Source organism: Nocardioides sp. CPCC 206347 (assembly GCF_048654605.1).
Lineage (GTDB): Bacteria > Actinomycetota > Actinomycetes > Propionibacteriales > Nocardioidaceae > Nocardioides.
Map to the genome: position 1 here is coordinate 80,836 of NZ_JBMCYZ010000006.1, position 17,394 is coordinate 98,229.

The window sequence follows — 17,394 nt, forward strand, 5'->3', positions numbered from 1 at the left end:
CCATGCCGCTGCTCGCCGCCGACATCGGCAACGCCCACACCGTCCTCGGGTTGCTCGAGGACGGCGACGTCGTTGCCGACTGGCGGGTGTCGACCGACGAGCGGCGTACTGCTGACGAGTGGTCGGTGCTGCTGCGCGGCCTCCTCGGTGACCTCGAGCAGGACGTCACCGGGATTGTCGTGTGCTCGACCGTTCCCGCCGGGCTCAATGCGTGGCGCGAGATGCTCGCGGTCCATTTCGCCGATGTCGCGCAGGTGATTGTCGAACCCGGTATTCGCACCGGAGTTCCGATCATGGTCGACAATCCCCGTGAAGTCGGCACCGACCGGATCATCAATGCCCTTTCCGCAGCGGCCGATTATTCGGGGCCCGCGATCGTCGTCGACTTCGGTGGGACGGCCACGACTTTCGATGTCGTCGATGCGCAGGGCCGGTACGTCGGCGGTGCGATCACGCCCGGAATCGAGATCTCCCTCGACGCCTTGAGCCGCGGTGGCGCGCAATTGCGGATGGTCGAACTCGTGCGACCGCGCGGCGTCATCGGCAAGAACACCGTCGAGGCACTCCAGTCAGGGATGGTCTTCGGCGTCGCCAGCCAGGTGGAGGGCATGGTCGAACGCCTGATTGCCGCGCTGGGATGCGTGACCGAGGACGTCGCGGTGATTGCCACCGGACACCTGGCTCCACTTGTTCTCGAGGAATGCCGCTGTTTCACCGACCATTCCCCGTGGTTGACCCTGCGCGGACTGGAAAAGGTGTTTCTGCGCAATCAACGCTGATTCAGATATTCGCGGCCGTGTGCTTTGATCGTGGCAATGCGACTCGTACGTCGAGTTGATTCCGATATTGCGACGAAAAGGAGATTATCCGATGGCCCAGAAGGTCAGCATCACACTGGTGGACGACATCGACGGCACCGAGGCGAGCCAGACAGTGGTCTTCGGCCTCGACGGCACCAGCTACGAGATCGATCTCAACGACAAGAACGCCGATGCGCTGCGCGAGTCGCTGGCGACCTACGTCGGCCACGGACGCAAGGTCGGCCGCGCCGCCCGCCGCGGTGCCCGTGCCGCGACCTCCGCCGACGGCGGTGCTTCCGCCAAGGAGATCCGCGAATGGGCCCGTTCCAACGGCTTCGCCGTCCCCGAGCGCGGCCGGATCCCCGCCGACGTACGTGAGGCGTTCGACTCCGCGAGCTGAGCATGTGGTGCAGGAGTACCCGCTTATGCGGGTATTCCTGCGCTCCTTGACTGTTGCAACGGCCAAGGAGCGCCAGTTTCCCCGCTTCAGCGGGGATTCCTGCACGTCCCTGTTCGCTGTCAGCGGACTGGAAATGAACCCGTACATGGAACGCGTAGGCTGTTCGAAGGGTTGTATCTCCAGAACTTCCCTGTGACGTGAGGAGCGTGCTGATGTTCGAGCGGTTTACTGACCGAGCCCGCCGTGTGGTCGTGTTGGCCCAGGAAGAGGCTCGCATGCTCTCCCACAACTACATCGGGACCGAGCACATCCTGCTCGGCCTGATCCACGAGGGTGAGGGAGTCGCCGCGAAGGCGCTGGAGTCCCTCGACATCTCGCTGGAGGCGGTCCGCGCCCAGGTTGAGGAGATCATCGGCCAGGGCCAGCAGGCGCCGTCGGGACACATTCCCTTCACGCCTCGTGCCAAGAAGGTGCTCGAGCTGTCCCTGCGCGAGGCGCTGCAGCTCGGCCACTCCTACATCGGGACCGAGCACATCCTGCTCGGCCTGATCCGCGAGGGCGAGGGCGTGGCCGCCCAGGTCCTCCAGAAGCTCGGCGCCGACCTCAACCGGGTGCGCCAGCAGGTCATCCAGCTGCTGTCCGGCTTCCAGGGCAAGGAGAGCGGTGCGTCCGCTTCCGCGTCCGGCAGCACGAGCGGTGGCGAGACCCCGTCGTCGTCGCTGGTCCTCGACCAGTTCGGCCGCAACCTGACGCAGGACGCCCGCGAGGGCAAGCTCGACCCGATCATCGGCCGCGCGCCGCAGATCGAGCGGGTCATGCAGGTGCTGTCGCGTCGTACCAAGAACAACCCGGTCCTCATCGGTGAGCCCGGTGTCGGCAAGACCTCGATCGTGGAGGGTCTCGCCCAGGACATCGTCAAGGGCAATGTGCCGGAGACGCTGAAGGACAAGCAGATCTACACGCTCGACCTCGGCGCCCTGGTTGCCGGTTCCCGCTACCGCGGTGACTTCGAGGAGCGGTTGAAGAAGGTCCTCAAGGAGATCCGCACGCGCGGCGACATCGTGCTGTTCATCGACGAGATCCACACCCTCGTCGGTGCCGGTGCGGCCGAGGGCGCGATCGACGCGGCGAGCATCCTCAAGCCGATGCTGGCCCGCGGCGAGCTGCAGACCATCGGTGCGACCACCCTCGACGAGTACCGCAAGTACCTCGAGAAGGACGCCGCGCTGGAGCGCCGTTTCCAGCCGATCCAGGTTCCCGAGCCCTCCGTCGCGGACACGATCGAGATGCTCAAGGGCATCCGGGACCGCTACGAAGCGCACCACCGGGTGACCATCACCGACCTGGCGCTCGTCTCGGCCGCGACCCTGGCCGACCGCTACATCTCCGACCGGTTCCTGCCGGACAAGGCGATCGACCTGATCGACGAGGCCGGCTCGCGCCTGCGGATCCGCCGGATGACGGCGCCCGCCGACCTGCGTGAGTACGACGACAAGATCAACGACGTTCGTCAGCGCAAGGAAGCGGCCATCGATGGTCAGGACTTCGAAGCCGCCGCGCGCCTGCGCGACGAGGAGAAGCAGCTGATCCTTGCCAAGTCGGACCGCGAGAAGCAGTGGCGCTCCGGTGACATGGACGAGGTCGCGGAGGTCGACGAGGAGCTGATCGCCGAGGTGCTGGCGGTCGCGACCGGCATTCCGATCATCAAGCTCTCCGAGGAGGAGTCCTCGCGACTGCTCAAGATGGAGGAGGAGCTCCACAAGCGGGTCATCGGCCAGGAAGAGGCCGTGCGCGCACTGAGCCGCGCCATCCGTCGTACGCGCGCCGGGTTGAAGGACCCCAAGCGCCCTGGTGGTTCGTTCATCTTCGCCGGCCCGTCCGGTGTCGGTAAGACCTGGTTGTCCAAGACGCTCGCCGAGTTCCTCTTCGGCGACGAGGACGCGCTGATCCAGCTCGACATGTCGGAGTTCAGCGAGAAGCACACCGTCTCGCGCCTCTTCGGCTCGCCTCCGGGCTACGTCGGCTACGAAGAGGGCGGTCAGCTCACCGAGAAGGTGCGCCGCAAGCCGTTCTCCGTGGTCCTCTTCGACGAGGTCGAGAAGGCCCACCCCGACATCTTCAACTCGCTGTTGCAGATCCTGGAGGAAGGTCGCCTGACCGACTCCCAGGGCCGGGTCGTGGACTTCAAGAACACCGTCATCATCATGACCACGAACCTGGGCACGAAGGACATCAACAAGTCCGTCAACCTCGGCTTCCAGCAGGGCAACGACGCCGCGGGCTCCTACGAGCGGATGAAGAACAAGGTGCAGGACGAGCTCAAGCAGCACTTCCGGCCCGAGTTCCTCAACCGTGTCGACGAGATCATCGTGTTCCCGCCGCTGTCGCAGGAGCAGATCGTCGCGATGGTCGACAACATGATCGCGTCGGTCGAGCTCCGGCTCAAGGACCGCGACATGCAGCTCGAGCTGACCCAGGCAGCGAAGAACCTGCTCGCCTCGCGGGGCTTCGACCCGGTGCTGGGTGCGCGGCCATTGCGTCGCACGATCCAGCGCGAGATCGAGGACACCCTCGCCGAGAAGATGCTCTTCGGCGAGGTCGGCCCCGGCCAGATCGTGCTCGTGGGCGTCGACGGCGAAGGGCCGGACGCGTCGTTCACCTTCGAGGGCCAGAAGGTCAACAGCGTCCCGGACATGCCGCCGCTGGAGACGGTCTCCGAGCCCTCAGGTGATGTCGCTGAGCTGTCCGGCGACTCGGACCCGCTCGCCAGCAACGAATAAGCAGGCACCGTCCGACCCGGTCCGTCATCGACGGGCCGGGTCGGACCTGCTTTGATCGGGTCATGGCGAGCATTCCTGACTACCGCTGGGGCACGGAGAACGCGTTCGTGCAGGGCCTGGCCGTCCGGATCGCGTCCAGCAAGCCGGGCTCGTTGGTGATCCGCAAGCTGATGCCCCTTGACCGCAAGGTCCTGCTGCGTACCCGGGGGCGTCGTACGGTGCTCGGGCCCATCGGGTTGCCCACGCTGTTGTTGGAGACGGTCGGCCGCAAGTCGGGCCAGAAGCGGCTGAGCCCGCTGCTGTATGCCCGCGATGCCGGTGAGTCGGTGATCGTGGTGGGCTCCAACTTCGGTCAGGCGCACCACCCCGCCTGGACCGGCAACCTGCTGGCCCAGCCCCAGGCGCGCGTCATCAGCGGTGGCACCGAGATCACGGTTCACGCCGAACTCCTCTCCGGTGACGAAGCGGACGCCGGATGGCAGAAGATGGTCGACCTCGCCGGCAACTACGCCGTCTACAAGACCCGTACCGATCGGGAGATCCGGGTCTTCCGCCTGACACCCTCCTGATGCCCGTGGGGTAGTCCCGGGCCAAAAGCACCGGATACCCGCGTGTCTCGGTGCTTTTGACCCGGGACTATCGCGGTCAGGGGAGGGCGTAGTGGCCGTCAGTGGTGCGGACGAGCAGGCCGTCGGCCAGCAGTGAGGCGAGGGCGCGTTCGCGCTGCACGGGTTCGTCCCAGGCTGCGTCCAGGCGTTGCTTCGGTACGGCGCCCGGGGCATCGCGCAGGACCGCGAGCAGCCGTCCGCGGCACTGCCGGTCGGTGCCCGCGTAGCCCTGCACCGGTCGCGGTGGTCCGTCGTACGACGGCGCGCCGGCCTGTTGCCAGGCGCAGGTGTCCCGCACCGGGCAGTCACCGCAGCGCGGCCGATCGGCGGTGCAGACCAGGGCCCCCAGCTCCATCACGGCGACCGACCACGTCGCGGCGGTCGGCGCATCGGGCGGCAGCAGGGCGGCGGCGAGGTCGCGCTCTGCGCGGTTGACCGAGCGCGCGGGGAACTCCACACCCGTCACCGTGCGCGCCAGCACCCGGCGCACGTTGGTGTCGAGCACGACCTGGCGTTGCCCGTAGGCGAACGCTGCAATGGCGGCCGCCGTGTAGTCGCCGATGCCGGGCAGGGCCAACAGCTCGTCGTAGGAGTCGGGCACCACGCCGTCGTGCTGCTCGGTGATCGCGACGGCCGCCGCGTGCAGGCGCAGGGCCCGTCGGGGATAGCCGAGACGGCCCCAGGCACGGACCGCTTCGCCGGAGGTGTCGGCGGCGAGGGCCGCCGGGGTGGGCCAGCGATCCAGCCAGGCCTCGTGGACGGGCAGCACCCGGACCACGGGGGTCTGCTGCAGCATGAACTCGCTGACCAGGACCGACCACGCGGATGCCTCGGGCCGACGCCACGGAAGGTCGCGAGCGTGCTCGTCGTACCACCGGAGAATCGGGTCGACCAGGCGTTCGTCGGGGTTCGCTGGGGTCGTCGTCATGGCAGACCCATTGTGACTTCGGCCCTGTCCGGCGGGTCAGCCGGGATCGTGGTGCGTGGCTGACTACCGTCGGTGGCATGTCGTCGCAGCGCCGTCCCTCCAGCGCCCGCGGCCGGACCACCCGCGGCCCGCTGCCGCCTGATGTCTACTGGCGGCGGCGCCTGTTCGTCGGCACCGTTGCCTTCTCGCTCGTGTTCGTGATCGCGCAATGGCTGACTGGTGGCAGCGACGGATCCTCGGACGAGACGCCCACGGCCGAGCAGGCCGGCGCGCAGGTGTCGGCGACGCAGACGGTGACCGCCGGCGACGCGACCTCGACCGCACCGGTGACCCCGGGTGCGAAGGCGACCCCGACCCTGGCTGCGCCGGAGGGCGTCTGCAAGCCCGCGGACGTCGCGGTCACTCCGTCCGTCGCAGGGGGTCAGGCCGCCGGAGCGAACGTCACCCTCAGCCTGTCGCTGCAGACCATCACGTCCGAGGCGTGCACGTGGCAGGTCGCCAGCAACAGCCTCACGGTGCGGATCGCCCAGGGCAAGGAAGAGATCTGGTCGACCCGTCAGTGCCGGAAGGCGGTGCCTTCCCAGTCCGTCGTCGTACGACGAGCGGTGGCCACCGTCGTCACGATGACCTGGAATGCCCGCGAGTCGAACCAGGGCTGCACCTCGCGCACCGCGTGGGTGCTGCCCGGTGACTTCACCATTGCAGCGGCTGCGCTCGGCGGGGAGCCGGCGGAGGCTGCGTTCAGCCTCGTGCGACCGGCCACGCGGACGATCGAAGTGACGCCGACGGACACGGCGACCAAGCCGACGACCTGAAGTCAGACGTAACGCTCGAGGATCGTCGACTCGGCGAGGCGGCTGAGCCCCTCGCGCACGCTGCGGGCGCGCAGCTCGCCGACGCCCTCGACGGCCTGGAGGTCGTCGATGCCGGCGGAGAGCAGCTTCTGCAGGGTGCCGAAGTGGTCGACCAGGCCCTCCACGACGTTCGTGGGGAGGCGGGGGACCTTCGTGAGCAGGCGGTAGCCCCGGGGCGCGACGGCGCCGTCGAGGTGTTCGCCGGTGCCGATGCCGAGCACCTTGGAGACGGCCGACGGGTCGACCAGGTCGGTTGCCGAGAGGGCTTCGAGCTTCGACAGCAGCTCGTTCGGGTCGCGGCTGCGGCGACGCGAGGGGACGTAGTCGCGGATCACGAGCTCGCGCTCGGTGTCGACGCCGGTGATCAGCTCCTCGAGCTGGAGCGCGAGGAGGCGGCCGTCGGTGCCGAGCTCCAGGACGTAGTCCTCGATCTCGCGCGCGATCCGGGTGACCATCTCCAGGCGCTGGGCGACGACGGCAACGTCGCGCACGGTGACGAGGTCCTCGATCTCCAGCGCGGACAGGGTGCTCGACACCTCGTCGAGGCGCAGCTTGTAGCGCTCCAGCGTCGCGAGTGCCTGGTTGGCGCGGGAGAGGATCTGGCCGGAGTCCTCGAGCACGTGGCGCACGTCGCCGACGTACGCGGCGATGATCTGCATCGACTGGGACACCGAGATGACGGGGTGTCCGGTCTGCTTGGCGACGCGGTCGGCGGTGCGGTGCCGGGTGCCGGTCTCCTCCGACGGAATGCTGTGGTCGGGCATCAGGTGGACGGCGGCCCGGATGATCCGCGTGAGGTCGCTGTCGACGATGATCGCGCCGTCCATCTTGGCCAGCTCACGCAGGCCCGTGGCGGTGAAGGGGACGTCGAGCTCGAAGCCGCCGGTGCACAGCGTCTCGACGAGCTTGTCCTGGCCGAGCACGATCAGCGCGCCGGTGCGGCCACGCAGGATCCGCTCGAGCCCGTCGCGCAGCGGAGTGCCGGGCGCGATCAGGGCGAGCGTCTCGCGGAGTCGGGGATCGGCCGACGTGATCACGAGGGCTCCTCCCTTGCTTGATGACTTGCCTGACGGACGGTGTTGATGAAACCTGCTGGTGAAACTGGAACGCTCGTACCCTATCCACCGCCGCGCACCATGGCGCGGGGTTATCGGTTCTGGCGTGTGTTCCGCTCCGTTCGGAACCGCTGCAGGAGCACGGTCAGTCGGCCGCTTCGAGGACCTCCAGTGCGTGCTTGGTACGACGGTCGAGGTGCAGCAGACGCAGGGCGGTCGCGACGTCGGGAGCCTCCACGACCCGCATTCCTTCGACCATGCGGTCCGTGCTGGCGCGCCGCACTCCTTGCGCGGCGCCCGGATCGGCCGGCACCACGGCCATCTCGAACCCGAGCCGCGCGGCTTCGGCGAGGCGCAGTGGCAGGTCGCGCACACGACGGAGCTCGCCGGACAGGCCGATCTCGCCCATCGCCACGACGCCGGCCGGTGGCGCGCTGACGAAGGTCGCCGACGCGACCGCGACGGCGACGGCGAGGTCGCTGCCGGGATCGGTGAGTCGCGCGCCGCCGACGGTGGACGCGAACACGTCGTGCTGGTGGAGCTTGATGCCGCAGTGCTGCTGGAGCACCGCGAGCACCATGGCCAGTCGCGAGCCGTCGAGCCCGGACGTCGTCCGCCGCGGGCGCTCGGCGGGGGAGACCGTCACCAGCGACTGGACCTCCGCCAGCAGGGGGCGACGGCCCTCCATCGTGACCGCGACGCAGGTGCCGGCGACCCGGCCGTGGTGGCGCTCGGTGAAGATCCCGGTGGGGTCGTCGACGGCGCGGATGCCGTCGGGACCGAGGTCGAAGCAGCCGACCTCGTCGACCGGGCCGAAGCGGTTCTTGACCGCGCGCAGCATCCGGAAGCGCGAGTCGCGGTCGCCCTCGAAGTGCAGGACGACGTCGACGAGGTGCTCCAGCACGCGGGGTCCGGCGATCCCGCCGTCCTTGGTGACGTGGCCGATCATCACGACCGTGATGTCGCGGCTCTTAGCCATCCGCACCAGTGCCTGGGCGACCTCCTTGACCTGGGTGACGCCTCCGGAGACGCCGTCGACCTCCGACGCGCTGATGGTCTGCACGGAGTCGACCACCACCATCTTCGGGCGGACCTGCTCGATGTGGGTGAGGACGGCTCCGAGGTCGGTCTCGGCGGCGAGGTAGAGCTCGTCGTGGATCGCTCCCGTGCGGTCGGCGCGCAGCCGCACCTGGGCAGGTGACTCCTCGCCCGTGATGTAGAGCGTGCGCTGCGAGCGCTGGGCGGTGCGGGCGGCGACCTCGAGCAGCAGGGTCGACTTGCCGACGCCGGGCTCGCCCGCCAGCAGCACGGCGGCGCCGGGGACGAGTCCGCCACCGAGCACCCGGTCGAGCTCGGGCACGCCGGAGAGGTGGTGCACCGCCGTGTCGGCGGAGATCTGCCCGATCGGCACCGCTGCCGAGGTCACGGCGGTGGCCGTCGTACGACTGGTGGAGGCACTGGACGTGGCCGCCTCGGCGACCGAGCCCCACGCCTGGCACTCGCCGCACCGGCCCACCCACTTGGCCGTGGACCAGCCGCACTCGCCGCATCGGTAAGTCGAACGTACTTTCGAACCAGCCATGCCCCAGACGTTAGGACATGCCTCCGACACGACCCGGAAGCCACGCCCGGTGGTGCGTGGGATCATGGGCCGGTGGACACCCCCCGGCCTCCGGCGACCCTCGCCGACGTCGCCGAGCGCGCGGGTGTGTCCCGCCAGACGGTCTCCAACGCGATCAACAGCCCCGACCTGCTGCGCGCCGACACCCTCGAGCGCGTGCGGGCGGTCATCGACGACCTCGGCTACACCCCCAACCAGGCCGCCCGACAGCTCCGCACCCGCTCCTCGCGCCTGATCGGCCTGCGCCTGACGCCGCCGCAGGAGTTCACCGCGAACATGGCGATGGACCGGTTCGTGCGGAGCCTGGTCGAGGCGTCGCGGGTGGTCGGGTACCACGTCCTGCTCCTGTCGACCGGCCCCGTCGCCGAGGGTGCCCGGCCCGAGCCGATGAGCGGGTACGACGACCTGCTCCGCTCCACGGCCGTCGACGCCTTCGTCGTCACCGACACGTATCTCGGCAACCAGCAGACGGTCGGACTGGCGCAGCGGCGGGCACCGTTCGTCGCGTTCGGCCGGCCGTGGGACGACCCGGGTGCCACGCACCCGTGGGTCGATGTCGACGGTGCTGCGGGCGTGCAGGCGGCGACCGACCACGTCCGCGAGCTCGGCCACGAGCGGATCGCGTGGGTGGGCTGGCAGCCGGGCTCACGCCTCGGCGAGGACCGCCGGTCGGGCTGGCACCGCGCGATGGCGGCCCACGGACTCTCGACGTCCGGCCTCGAAGCCGCTGTCGAGGACACCGTCGAATCGGGCCGCCAGGCCGCATCGGAGCTCCTCGACGCGGTCGGGCCGTCGGCCTTCGTCTGTGCCTCCGACACCCTCGCCGTGGGTGTCCTCCAGGCGCTCACCGACCGCGGGATGTCCGCAGGTCGCGACGTCGCCGTCGTCGGGTTCGACGACTCGCAGGTGGCGCAGGTGCTGGGCCTGACGTCGGTCCGGCAGCCGCTCGAGCAGGTTGCCGTCGAGCTGGTCGACGCCCTCACCGGACTGCTCGGGCCCACCGGGTACGACGGCGGCGGAGTCCTGCTCGCGCCGACACTCGCCGTTCGGCGTACGACCTCGGGCTGAGCAGAATCTCCTGCCCCGGAGGGGGCGACAAGGACACTGTCCGGGTGTGAGGATGACGTCGCAGCAATCCTGCATCTCTCTCGGAAGGAACATTCATGTCCTTTGGTGTCCATCGGCGACTCCGCGTCGCCGCCCTCACGGTCGCAACCGGCCTCACCCTGGCCAGTCTTGCCGTGACCGGATCCGGTGCCAGCGCGGCACCGACCGGCGCCCTCGACGGGCCGCCGTCCACCCCGGTCCCGATCTCCACGCCCGACGGCGTGGTGTCGGCGTACCTGCTGAACACGAAGATCGTGAACCCCGGCCAGGTTCGCCTGGTCGAGCGGGCGGTGCGCGCCGCGGACGGCGTGGTCGTCCAGACCTGGCCGCAGATCGGCGTCATCGTCGCGCACAGCGACCAGGCCGACTTCCGCGACCAGGTCCGCGCCCTCGCGGGCCGCGCGCTCGAGTCCGTCGGTGCCACCCGCACCGTGCCGGTGCTCGAGGGCACGCCCGACGGCGTCCCGGCCCCGTGGGGTCCCGGCAACGGCCAGATCGCCAGGAGTGCCACCGCTGACCGCAGCACCGACACGACCGGCGCCGAGGAGACAGTGGCCGTCGCGCCCGATCCGCGTGAGTCCGAGCAGTGGGACCTCGCCATGATCAAGGCCGACCAGGCGCACGAGATCACCGATGGTTCGAGCGATGTCGTCGTCGGCGTCCTCGACAGCGGCATCGACCCCGACCACCCCGACCTCGCGGCCAACATCGACGTCGCCGACTCGGTGAACTGCACCGACGCCGGCCGGCCGGACACCTCGGCCACCGGCTGGTACCCCACGACGAGCGACCACGGCACCCACGTGGCCGGCACCATCGGCGCCGCTCGCAACGGCACCGGCATCGTCGGCGTCGCCCCGGGCGTGAAGATGGCGTCGGTGAAGGTCGTCAGTGACGAGGGCTTCATCTACCCGGAGTTCGCGGTCTGTGGCTTCGTCTGGGCCGGCCAGCACGGCATGGACGTCACCAACAACAGCTACTACGTCGACCCGTTCATGTTCTACTGCGAGGACCAGGCCGACCAGTACGCCGCCAAGGAAGCCGTACGACGTGCGGTGACCTGGTCCACCGAGCAGGGCGTCGTGCACGCCGCTGCGGCCGGCAACGCGTCGTACGACCTGTCGAACAAGACGACCGACGACACCAGCCCGGACGACAGCACGCCGATCGTGCGGACGATCAACAGCGAGTGCGACGACATCCCGACCGAGCTGGACGGCGTCGTCACCGTCTCGTCGCTGGAGCGCTTCCCGACCACGGGCCTCGAGAACCGGCTGTCCGGATTCAGCAACCGCGGTCTCGGCGTCATCGACGTCGCCGCGCCCGGGTCGCGCATCCTGTCGACCATCGTCACCAACAACGGCTACGGCCTGAAGTCGGGTACGTCGATGGCGTCGCCGCACGTCGCCGGGGTCCTCGCACTGATGAAGTCGGTGCACCCGGACTGGACGCCCGCGCAGATGGTCGAGAAGCTGCGGTCCCAGGCCGACGACCACGCGTGCGTGGTCGCGACCGCCGGGGCGCCGTGCGTGGGCACCGACCAGGAGAACAGCTACTACGGCGAGGGCGTCGTCGACGCCCTCGACGCGGTCAGCTGACGGTCTGCTGACCGCCTGCTGGGCAGCGTCGTCAACCTCTGGTCAATACCTGCGTGACCAGAGGTTGACGGCGTAGTCCACCTCGACGCCGTCGTGGTGGCGCAGGATCTCCTCGGCGATCTCCGGCTTGAACTCGATGCGCACCACGGCCTCGAGGTCGGCTCGGTTCCCGAACCGCCAGCCCATGTCGACGCGATCGATCGTCCAGCCACGGATGGCCCAGAACCGTTCGGTGTCCTCGGGGGAGTCCAGGTGCGGATAGCCGCGCCGGAACCACCCGCCGAACGTGGAGCGCGAGCCGTCGTTGTCGATGACCAGCGCGGTGCCACCGGGCCGCAGCACCCGGTCGAGCTCGACCAGGCCGGGTTCGCAACCGCGTCCGAAGAAGTACGCCCACCGCGCCTGGACGACGTCCACGGACGAGTCGGGCAACGGGATCGCCTGCGCCGTGCCGGCCAGCACCTCGGCGTTGGTGGTGCCGCGCGCGCGGAGTCGGCGCTCGGCCAGCCGGATCAGCCCGGGGTGTGGCTCGACGCCGATGACCTTCGCCGCGGTCGTGGCGAAGCGCGGCAGGTGGAAGCCCGAGCCGCAGCCCAGGTCGAGCACGACCTGCCCGGACCAGTCGACCCGCGACTCCATGGCCGACCAGAGTCGACCGTCGGGGTCGGCGGCCTCGTTCTCGAGCTCGTAGGTGGCGGTGTGGTGCCAGATGTTCGGGCTCGGGATCGCGCCCTGCACCGGAGACACGCTCGGCCGATCAAGCTCAGATACGGACGATGCCGTTCGGCGTGAGGACCTGCGCGGCAAGGATGCCGGGGGTGCCGTGCGGAGCGACCCACTCGACCTTGACGTCCTCGAGCGGGGCTTCGACGGTCTCGCCGAGCCACTCGCTGACCCGCTGCGGGTCACCGGCGATCTCGATGCCCGCGAGGGACACGGTGCCGTCGGCGCCGGCGGACGGGTGCAGCTCGGCCGGGACGTCCCAGTTGATGAAGAAGGGGAGCTGCGGGTCGGCGATCAGGCCGTTGATGCCGATCTGCTGCCACTTCAGCGAGGTGCCGTCGGGGCGGTGCCGTGAGCCGGGTGCGGCCGCGCGGCCGAGGCGCTGCTCGACGACCGAGATGTCCGGGACGGCGACGGCCCAGCCGAGCCACCCGCCACCGAGGGCGGAGCGGGCCTTGACGGCCTGGCCGAACGGCGCCTTGTCGGATGCCGGGTGGTCGAGTGCCTGGACGATCTCGAGGTAGATGCCGTCGGCCAGCGGAAGGATCATGTTGACCGTGCCGAAGCGGGGGTGGACACCCCCGTCGACGAACTCGCGACCGAGTGCTGCGCCGAGGCGCGCAGCGGTGCTCTCGAGTCCGTCGGGTCCTGCCGCGTAGGAGAGATGGTCGAGGCGCATGTCAGACATTCTGAACATGGGCTGAGAGAACGAAACCGGCGGGGTACCGGTTTCTTGATGTCGAGAGGTGGTCGCCACTCCCGGTGCGGGTTCATCAAGGGATGCAGATGAGTCCTCACTTCCCTGCCTCTGCTCACCGGGGGAAGTGCAGGTTCACCAACATCCCTTGATGAACCAGCCTCAGCGCGGGTCGGCCGGATGCAGGGCCAGGGCCGACCGCGAACGCAGGTGCGCCTCGCAGTGGCGGACCAGTTCGTCGTACCCCTTGCGGCCGATCAGGGCGACCAGCTCGGCCTCGTTGGAGACGTAGACCGGCTCCATGGCGACATGGGCCTCGGTGTTGCCGGAGCAGTACCAGTCGAGGTCGTGGCCGCCGGCGCCCCAGCCGCGGCGGTCGTACTCGGTGATGCAGACCTCCGTGTACGACGACCCGTCCATCCGCTCGACCTCGCGGAAGGTGCGCCGGATCGGCAACTGCCAGCACACGTCCGGCTTGGTCTCGAGCGGGTTGCGGCCCTGGTCGAGGGCGAGCCCGTGGAGCGCGCATCCCGCTCCTGCGTGGAAATTGTCGCGATTCGCGAACACGCAGGAGCTCTGGCCGTCGACCTTGTGGGCGCGTGTCTTGCGTTCGCCGTCATCGTCCTTCTCCACCCAGTCCTTGCGCTTCACGGGACGTCCCGGGTGGTGCTGCCACTGCTCGGGAGTGAGCTGCTCGACGAAGCCGGCGACCCGCTCCTCGTCCTCCTTGTCGGCGAAGTGCGCGCCGAGGGTGCAGCAGCCGACGTCGGGGGAGTCGGCGTAGATGCCGGCACAGCCGTTGCCGAAGATGCAGGTGAAGGACGACGTCAGCCAGGTCAGGTCACAACGCAGGACCTCGGTCTCGTCGGCGGGGTTGGTGAATTCCACCCACGCGCGGGGAAAGTCGAGCGGGACCTCAGGCATCCGCCCAATCTAGAGGACTTCTCGTGGCTGGAGGCGCCACGACTAGTACCTTGGACGCATGCGGCTGGGCGTCCTCGACATCGGTTCCAACACCGGTCACCTCCTCGTGGTCGACGCCCACGACGGTGCCGCCCCGCTCCCGGCGTACTCCTACAAGGAGCCGCTCCGTCTCGCCGAACACCTCGACGCGGCCGGTGACGTGTCGCAGACCGGCATCGACGCCCTGGCTGCGTTCACGGCGCAGGCCGTCCGTGTGGCCGAGGAGAAGGGGTGCGAGGAGATGCTGTCCTTCGCGACCTCCGCGGTGCGCGACGCCGGCAACTCCGAGGCGGTCCTCGCGCACGTCGAGCAGCAGACCGGCGTGCGGATCGCCGTGCTCCCGGGGGAGGACGAGGCCCGCCTCACCTTCCTGGCCGTACGACGATGGTTCGGCTGGTCGGCCGGTCGACTCGCCGTCTTCGACATCGGCGGGGGTTCCCTCGAGATCGCGGCGGGCTCCGACGAACGCCCGACCGTGGCGTGGTCGCTGCCGCTGGGCGCTGCGCGCCTGGCCCGTGCGGACTTCGCGGAGGCCCCGTCCGAGGAGCACCTGCGCCAGATCCGCCGACGGATCCGTTCCGAGATCGCCCGCGATGCCGGCCACCTGTTGCGCGCCGGCACCACGCACCGGGCGGCCGCGACGTCGAAGACCTTCCGATCGCTCGCGCGCATCTGTGGCTCGGCGCCGTCCGGCGACGGTCCGCTGGTGCCGCGCAGCCTGCCCCTCGCCGAGCTGCGGCAGTGGATCCCCAAGCTGGTCGCGATGACGCCCGAGGAGCTGGCCGAGCTGCCCGGTGTGTCGCCGAGCCGCACCCACCAGATCGTTCCGGGCGCCCTGGTCGCCGAGGCGTGCATGGACATCTTCGATCTCGCCGAGCTCGAGATCTGCCCGTGGGCGTTGCGCGAAGGCGTGATCCTGGAGCGCATCGACAAGCTCGGCGTGGCCGACGGACCGTGACGGTCCCCGCGAACCGCCCTCGGATCGGACTGTCCACCAGTTCGGTCTATCCCGAGTCGACCGCGCACGGCTTCGCGTATGCGGCCAGCGTCGGCTACGAGGCGGTCGAGGTGATGGTCGGCATCGACGCGCTGTCGCAGCAGGTCAGTGCGGTCAAGCACCTCTCCGAGCACCACGAGATGCCGGTCAGTGCGATCCATGCGCCGTGCCTGCTGTTCACGCAGGCGGTCTGGGGAGTCGAGCCGTGGGGCAAGCTCGAGCGCTCCGCGGCGATGGCGCACGAGGTCGGTGCCGAGGTCGTCGTCGTCCACCCGCCGTTCCGGTGGCAGAAGGAGTACGCCCGCGACTTCGTCAACGGCATCGCTGCGCTCGAGGAGTCGTCGGGCATCGCGTTCGCCGTGGAGAACATGTATCCGTGGCGGGCCTCTCGCCGGCAGATGGAGATGTACCTGCCGGGCTGGGACCCGTCCGCGGAGCCCTACGCCAACACCACCATCGACCTCTCCCACGCGTCGATCGCGCGGTCCGACCCGATCGCGATGGCCGAGCGGCTCGGTTCCCGGTTGCGCCACATCCACCTGACCGACGGCACCGACTCCGCCAAGGACGAACACCTGGTGCCGGGTCGTGGCGACATCGGTGCGGCGGCCTTCCTCGAGCACCTGGCCGCCACCGGCTTCGCGGGCGAGGTGGTGCTCGAGATCAACACCCGGCGCTGCACGACCCGCGAGGAGCGCGAGGCGGACCTGCGCGAGTCGCTGGAGTTCGCCAAGCAGCACCTGACCGTCGTACCGGTGGAGGATCATTCGACGCATGGCGAGTGATGCGGTGGTGACGATCGAGGCGCTGCGGGTGGTCCGCGGCGGCAACGTCGTCCTCGAGGGCCTGGACCTCGTGATCGGCCCCGGCGTCACCGGCCTCCTGGGCCCTTCCGGGTGCGGGAAGTCGACCCTGTTGCGCAGCATCGTCGGCGTGCAGCGGATCGCCGCCGGCACCGTCACCGTTCTCGGGGTGGAGGCCGGAAGCCCCGCCGTGCGCGACCGCGTCGGCTACCAGACCCAGTCCTCCAGCGTGTACGACGACCTGACGGTCACCGAGAACCTCCGCTTCTTCGCGCGGGTGCTCGGCAGGTCGGCCGGCACCGTGGACGAGGCCGTGGCCGCGGTCGACCTCGGCAGCCACCGCGACAGCGTGGTGTCCCGGCTCAGTGGCGGGCAGCGATCGCGCGTCGGACTGGCCGTGGCGCTCCTCGGGAAGCCGGACCTGCTGGTCCTCGACGAGCCCACGGTCGGGCTCGACCCCGTGCTGAGGCGCGACCTGTGGGCGCTGTTCCACCGGATCGCGGACGCCGGCACGGCGGTGCTGGTGTCGAGCCACGTCATGGACGAGGCCGAGCGCTGTGACCACCTGCTGCTGATGCGCGAGGGGCGGATCCTCGCCCAGGGCACGCCTGCCGCCATCAAGGAGCGCGCGGGAGCCACCGACATCGAGAGCGCGTTCCTCGCCCTCGTCGAAGGGGACGCCGCATGAACCCGCGCGTCACGCTCGCCATCGCCACCCGCGTGCTGACCCAGCTGCGCCGCGACCACCGCACCCTCGCGATGCTGCTCGTCCTGCCCTGCCTGCTGCAGGCCTTGCTGTGGTGGGTCTTCCAGGACACGCCACTGGTCTTCGACCGGATCGGCCCGGCGCTGCTCGCGATCTTCCCGTTCTTCGTGATGTTCCTCGTGACCAGCGTGACGACGCTGCGCGAGCGGTCGAGCGGGACCCTCGAGCGGCTGTTCACCATGCCCATGGGTCGCCTGGACTTCCTGCTGGGCTACGCCCTCGCGTTCGGTGCCGTCGCAGCTGTCCAGGCCTCCTTCGCCGCAGGCGTTGCGATCGGCCTGCTCGACCTCGACATCCGAGGGGCCGCCGGACTGCTCGTCGTCGTCGGCGTGGCCGACGCGGTCCTCGGCACGGCGCTCGGCCTGTTCGTGTCCGCGTTCGCGCGCACCGAGTTCCAGGCCGTCCAGTTCCTGCCGGCGATCGTGGTGCCGCAGATCCTGCTGTGTGGCCTCCTCGTGCCGCGCGACCGGCTCCCGCGGGCACTCGAGGTCGTGGCCGACCTGTTGCCGTTGTCCTATGCGGTCGACGCCATGGAGCAGCTGGCGACGAGCACGCGCTCGGGCGAGGTGTGGCGCGACGTGGCGATCGTGGCCGGGTTCGCGGTCGCGGCACTGGCCCTCGGAGCGGCGACCCTCCGGCGTCGTACGGACTGATGAAGGCGGGCGGCGTGGGGTTGGTCTCATCCCTCGCTCGG

17 protein-coding genes are annotated in these 17,394 nt (G+C 69.7%); 11 read left to right on the plus strand and 6 right to left on the minus strand.

What is annotated here, in order from left to right; all coding sequences use genetic code 11:
* The first annotated feature begins 2 nt into the window (after positions 1-2).
* From ACOACQ_RS19695 to ACOACQ_RS19710, 4 genes are all read left to right on the plus strand, one after another.
* On the plus strand, positions 3-779 hold the full coding sequence (locus tag ACOACQ_RS19695) for a type III pantothenate kinase (protein ID WP_378600407.1): 777 nt from the start codon (positions 3-5) through the stop codon (positions 777-779).
* A gap of 91 nt (positions 780-870) precedes the next feature.
* The gene (locus ACOACQ_RS19700) at positions 871-1,200 is read left to right on the plus strand and encodes a histone-like nucleoid-structuring protein Lsr2 (protein WP_378600409.1); all 330 of its coding nucleotides are present in this window, start codon (positions 871-873) and stop codon (positions 1,198-1,200) included.
* Positions 1,201-1,412: 212 nt separating this feature from the next.
* Positions 1,413-3,980: an ATP-dependent Clp protease ATP-binding subunit gene (locus tag ACOACQ_RS19705; RefSeq protein ID WP_378600412.1), complete on the plus strand. Its 2,568-nt coding sequence runs from the start codon at positions 1,413-1,415 to the stop codon at positions 3,978-3,980.
* Positions 3,981-4,042: 62 nt separating this feature from the next.
* The gene (locus tag ACOACQ_RS19710; RefSeq protein ID WP_420289122.1) at positions 4,043-4,549 is read left to right on the plus strand and encodes a nitroreductase family deazaflavin-dependent oxidoreductase; all 507 of its coding nucleotides are present in this window, start codon (positions 4,043-4,045) and stop codon (positions 4,547-4,549) included.
* 76 nt (positions 4,550-4,625) lie between these two features.
* Here the strand turns inward: ACOACQ_RS19710 and ACOACQ_RS19715 are convergent, their stop codons facing one another.
* The gene (locus tag ACOACQ_RS19715) at positions 4,626-5,516 is read right to left on the minus strand and encodes an A/G-specific adenine glycosylase (RefSeq protein ID WP_378600417.1); all 891 of its coding nucleotides are present in this window, start codon (positions 5,514-5,516) and stop codon (positions 4,626-4,628) included.
* Positions 5,517-5,593: 77 nt separating this feature from the next.
* On the opposite strand from ACOACQ_RS19715, the gene ACOACQ_RS19720 reads away from it, so the two are divergent.
* On the plus strand, positions 5,594-6,331 hold the full coding sequence (locus tag ACOACQ_RS19720; RefSeq protein WP_378600419.1) for a hypothetical protein: 738 nt from the start codon (positions 5,594-5,596) through the stop codon (positions 6,329-6,331).
* A gap of 2 nt (positions 6,332-6,333) precedes the next feature.
* Here ACOACQ_RS19720 and disA read toward each other — a convergent pair whose 3' ends face one another.
* Both disA and radA read right to left on the minus strand, forming a co-directional pair.
* Positions 6,334-7,404, minus strand: a complete 1,071-nt coding sequence (gene disA / locus ACOACQ_RS19725; RefSeq protein ID WP_378600452.1) for a DNA integrity scanning diadenylate cyclase DisA — start codon at positions 7,402-7,404, stop codon at positions 6,334-6,336.
* 166 nt (positions 7,405-7,570) lie between these two features.
* Entirely contained in the window at positions 7,571-9,007 is a 1,437-nt protein-coding gene (gene radA / locus ACOACQ_RS19730; protein ID WP_378600422.1) for a DNA repair protein RadA, read from the minus strand.
* A 72-nt stretch (positions 9,008-9,079) separates the two neighbouring features.
* Here radA and ACOACQ_RS19735 point away from each other — a divergent pair, with 72 nt between their 5' ends.
* Complete coding sequence (locus ACOACQ_RS19735; protein ID WP_420289123.1) at positions 9,080-10,114, plus strand: LacI family DNA-binding transcriptional regulator; 1,035 nt, start codon at positions 9,080-9,082, stop codon at positions 10,112-10,114.
* Positions 10,115-10,209: 95 nt separating this feature from the next.
* Complete coding sequence (locus ACOACQ_RS19740; RefSeq protein ID WP_420289124.1) at positions 10,210-11,751, plus strand: S8 family serine peptidase; 1,542 nt, start codon at positions 10,210-10,212, stop codon at positions 11,749-11,751.
* Positions 11,752-11,793: 42 nt separating this feature from the next.
* Here the strand turns inward: ACOACQ_RS19740 and ACOACQ_RS19745 are convergent, their stop codons facing one another.
* From ACOACQ_RS19745 to ACOACQ_RS19755, 3 genes are all read right to left on the minus strand, one after another.
* On the minus strand, positions 11,794-12,498 hold the full coding sequence (locus ACOACQ_RS19745) for a class I SAM-dependent methyltransferase (protein WP_420289125.1): 705 nt from the start codon (positions 12,496-12,498) through the stop codon (positions 11,794-11,796).
* 16 nt (positions 12,499-12,514) lie between these two features.
* On the minus strand, positions 12,515-13,153 hold the full coding sequence (locus tag ACOACQ_RS19750; RefSeq protein ID WP_378600432.1) for a VOC family protein: 639 nt from the start codon (positions 13,151-13,153) through the stop codon (positions 12,515-12,517).
* Between the two features lie 180 nt (positions 13,154-13,333).
* Positions 13,334-14,095 carry a hypothetical protein gene (locus ACOACQ_RS19755; RefSeq protein WP_378600435.1) on the minus strand — a complete coding sequence of 254 codons (762 nt, stop codon included), beginning with the start codon at positions 14,093-14,095 and terminating at the stop codon, positions 13,334-13,336.
* Between the two features lie 58 nt (positions 14,096-14,153).
* Here ACOACQ_RS19755 and ACOACQ_RS19760 point away from each other — a divergent pair, with 58 nt between their 5' ends.
* From ACOACQ_RS19760 to ACOACQ_RS19775, 4 genes are read left to right on the plus strand one after another with little or no spacing between them, the layout of a single operon-like run.
* The gene (locus ACOACQ_RS19760) at positions 14,154-15,092 is read left to right on the plus strand and encodes a Ppx/GppA family phosphatase (protein WP_420289126.1); all 939 of its coding nucleotides are present in this window, start codon (positions 14,154-14,156) and stop codon (positions 15,090-15,092) included.
* Positions 15,089-15,916 carry a sugar phosphate isomerase/epimerase family protein gene (locus tag ACOACQ_RS19765; RefSeq protein WP_420289127.1) on the plus strand — a complete coding sequence of 276 codons (828 nt, stop codon included), beginning with the start codon at positions 15,089-15,091 and terminating at the stop codon, positions 15,914-15,916. The genes ACOACQ_RS19760 and ACOACQ_RS19765 overlap by 4 nt, the downstream gene beginning before the upstream one ends.
* Positions 15,906-16,622: an ABC transporter ATP-binding protein gene (locus ACOACQ_RS19770; protein ID WP_420289128.1), complete on the plus strand. Its 717-nt coding sequence runs from the start codon at positions 15,906-15,908 to the stop codon at positions 16,620-16,622. The genes ACOACQ_RS19765 and ACOACQ_RS19770 overlap by 11 nt, the downstream gene beginning before the upstream one ends.
* The gene (locus tag ACOACQ_RS19775) at positions 16,619-17,353 is read left to right on the plus strand and encodes an ABC transporter permease (protein ID WP_420289129.1); all 735 of its coding nucleotides are present in this window, start codon (positions 16,619-16,621) and stop codon (positions 17,351-17,353) included. The genes ACOACQ_RS19770 and ACOACQ_RS19775 overlap by 4 nt, the downstream gene beginning before the upstream one ends.
* The last annotated feature ends 41 nt before the right edge of the window (positions 17,354-17,394 follow it).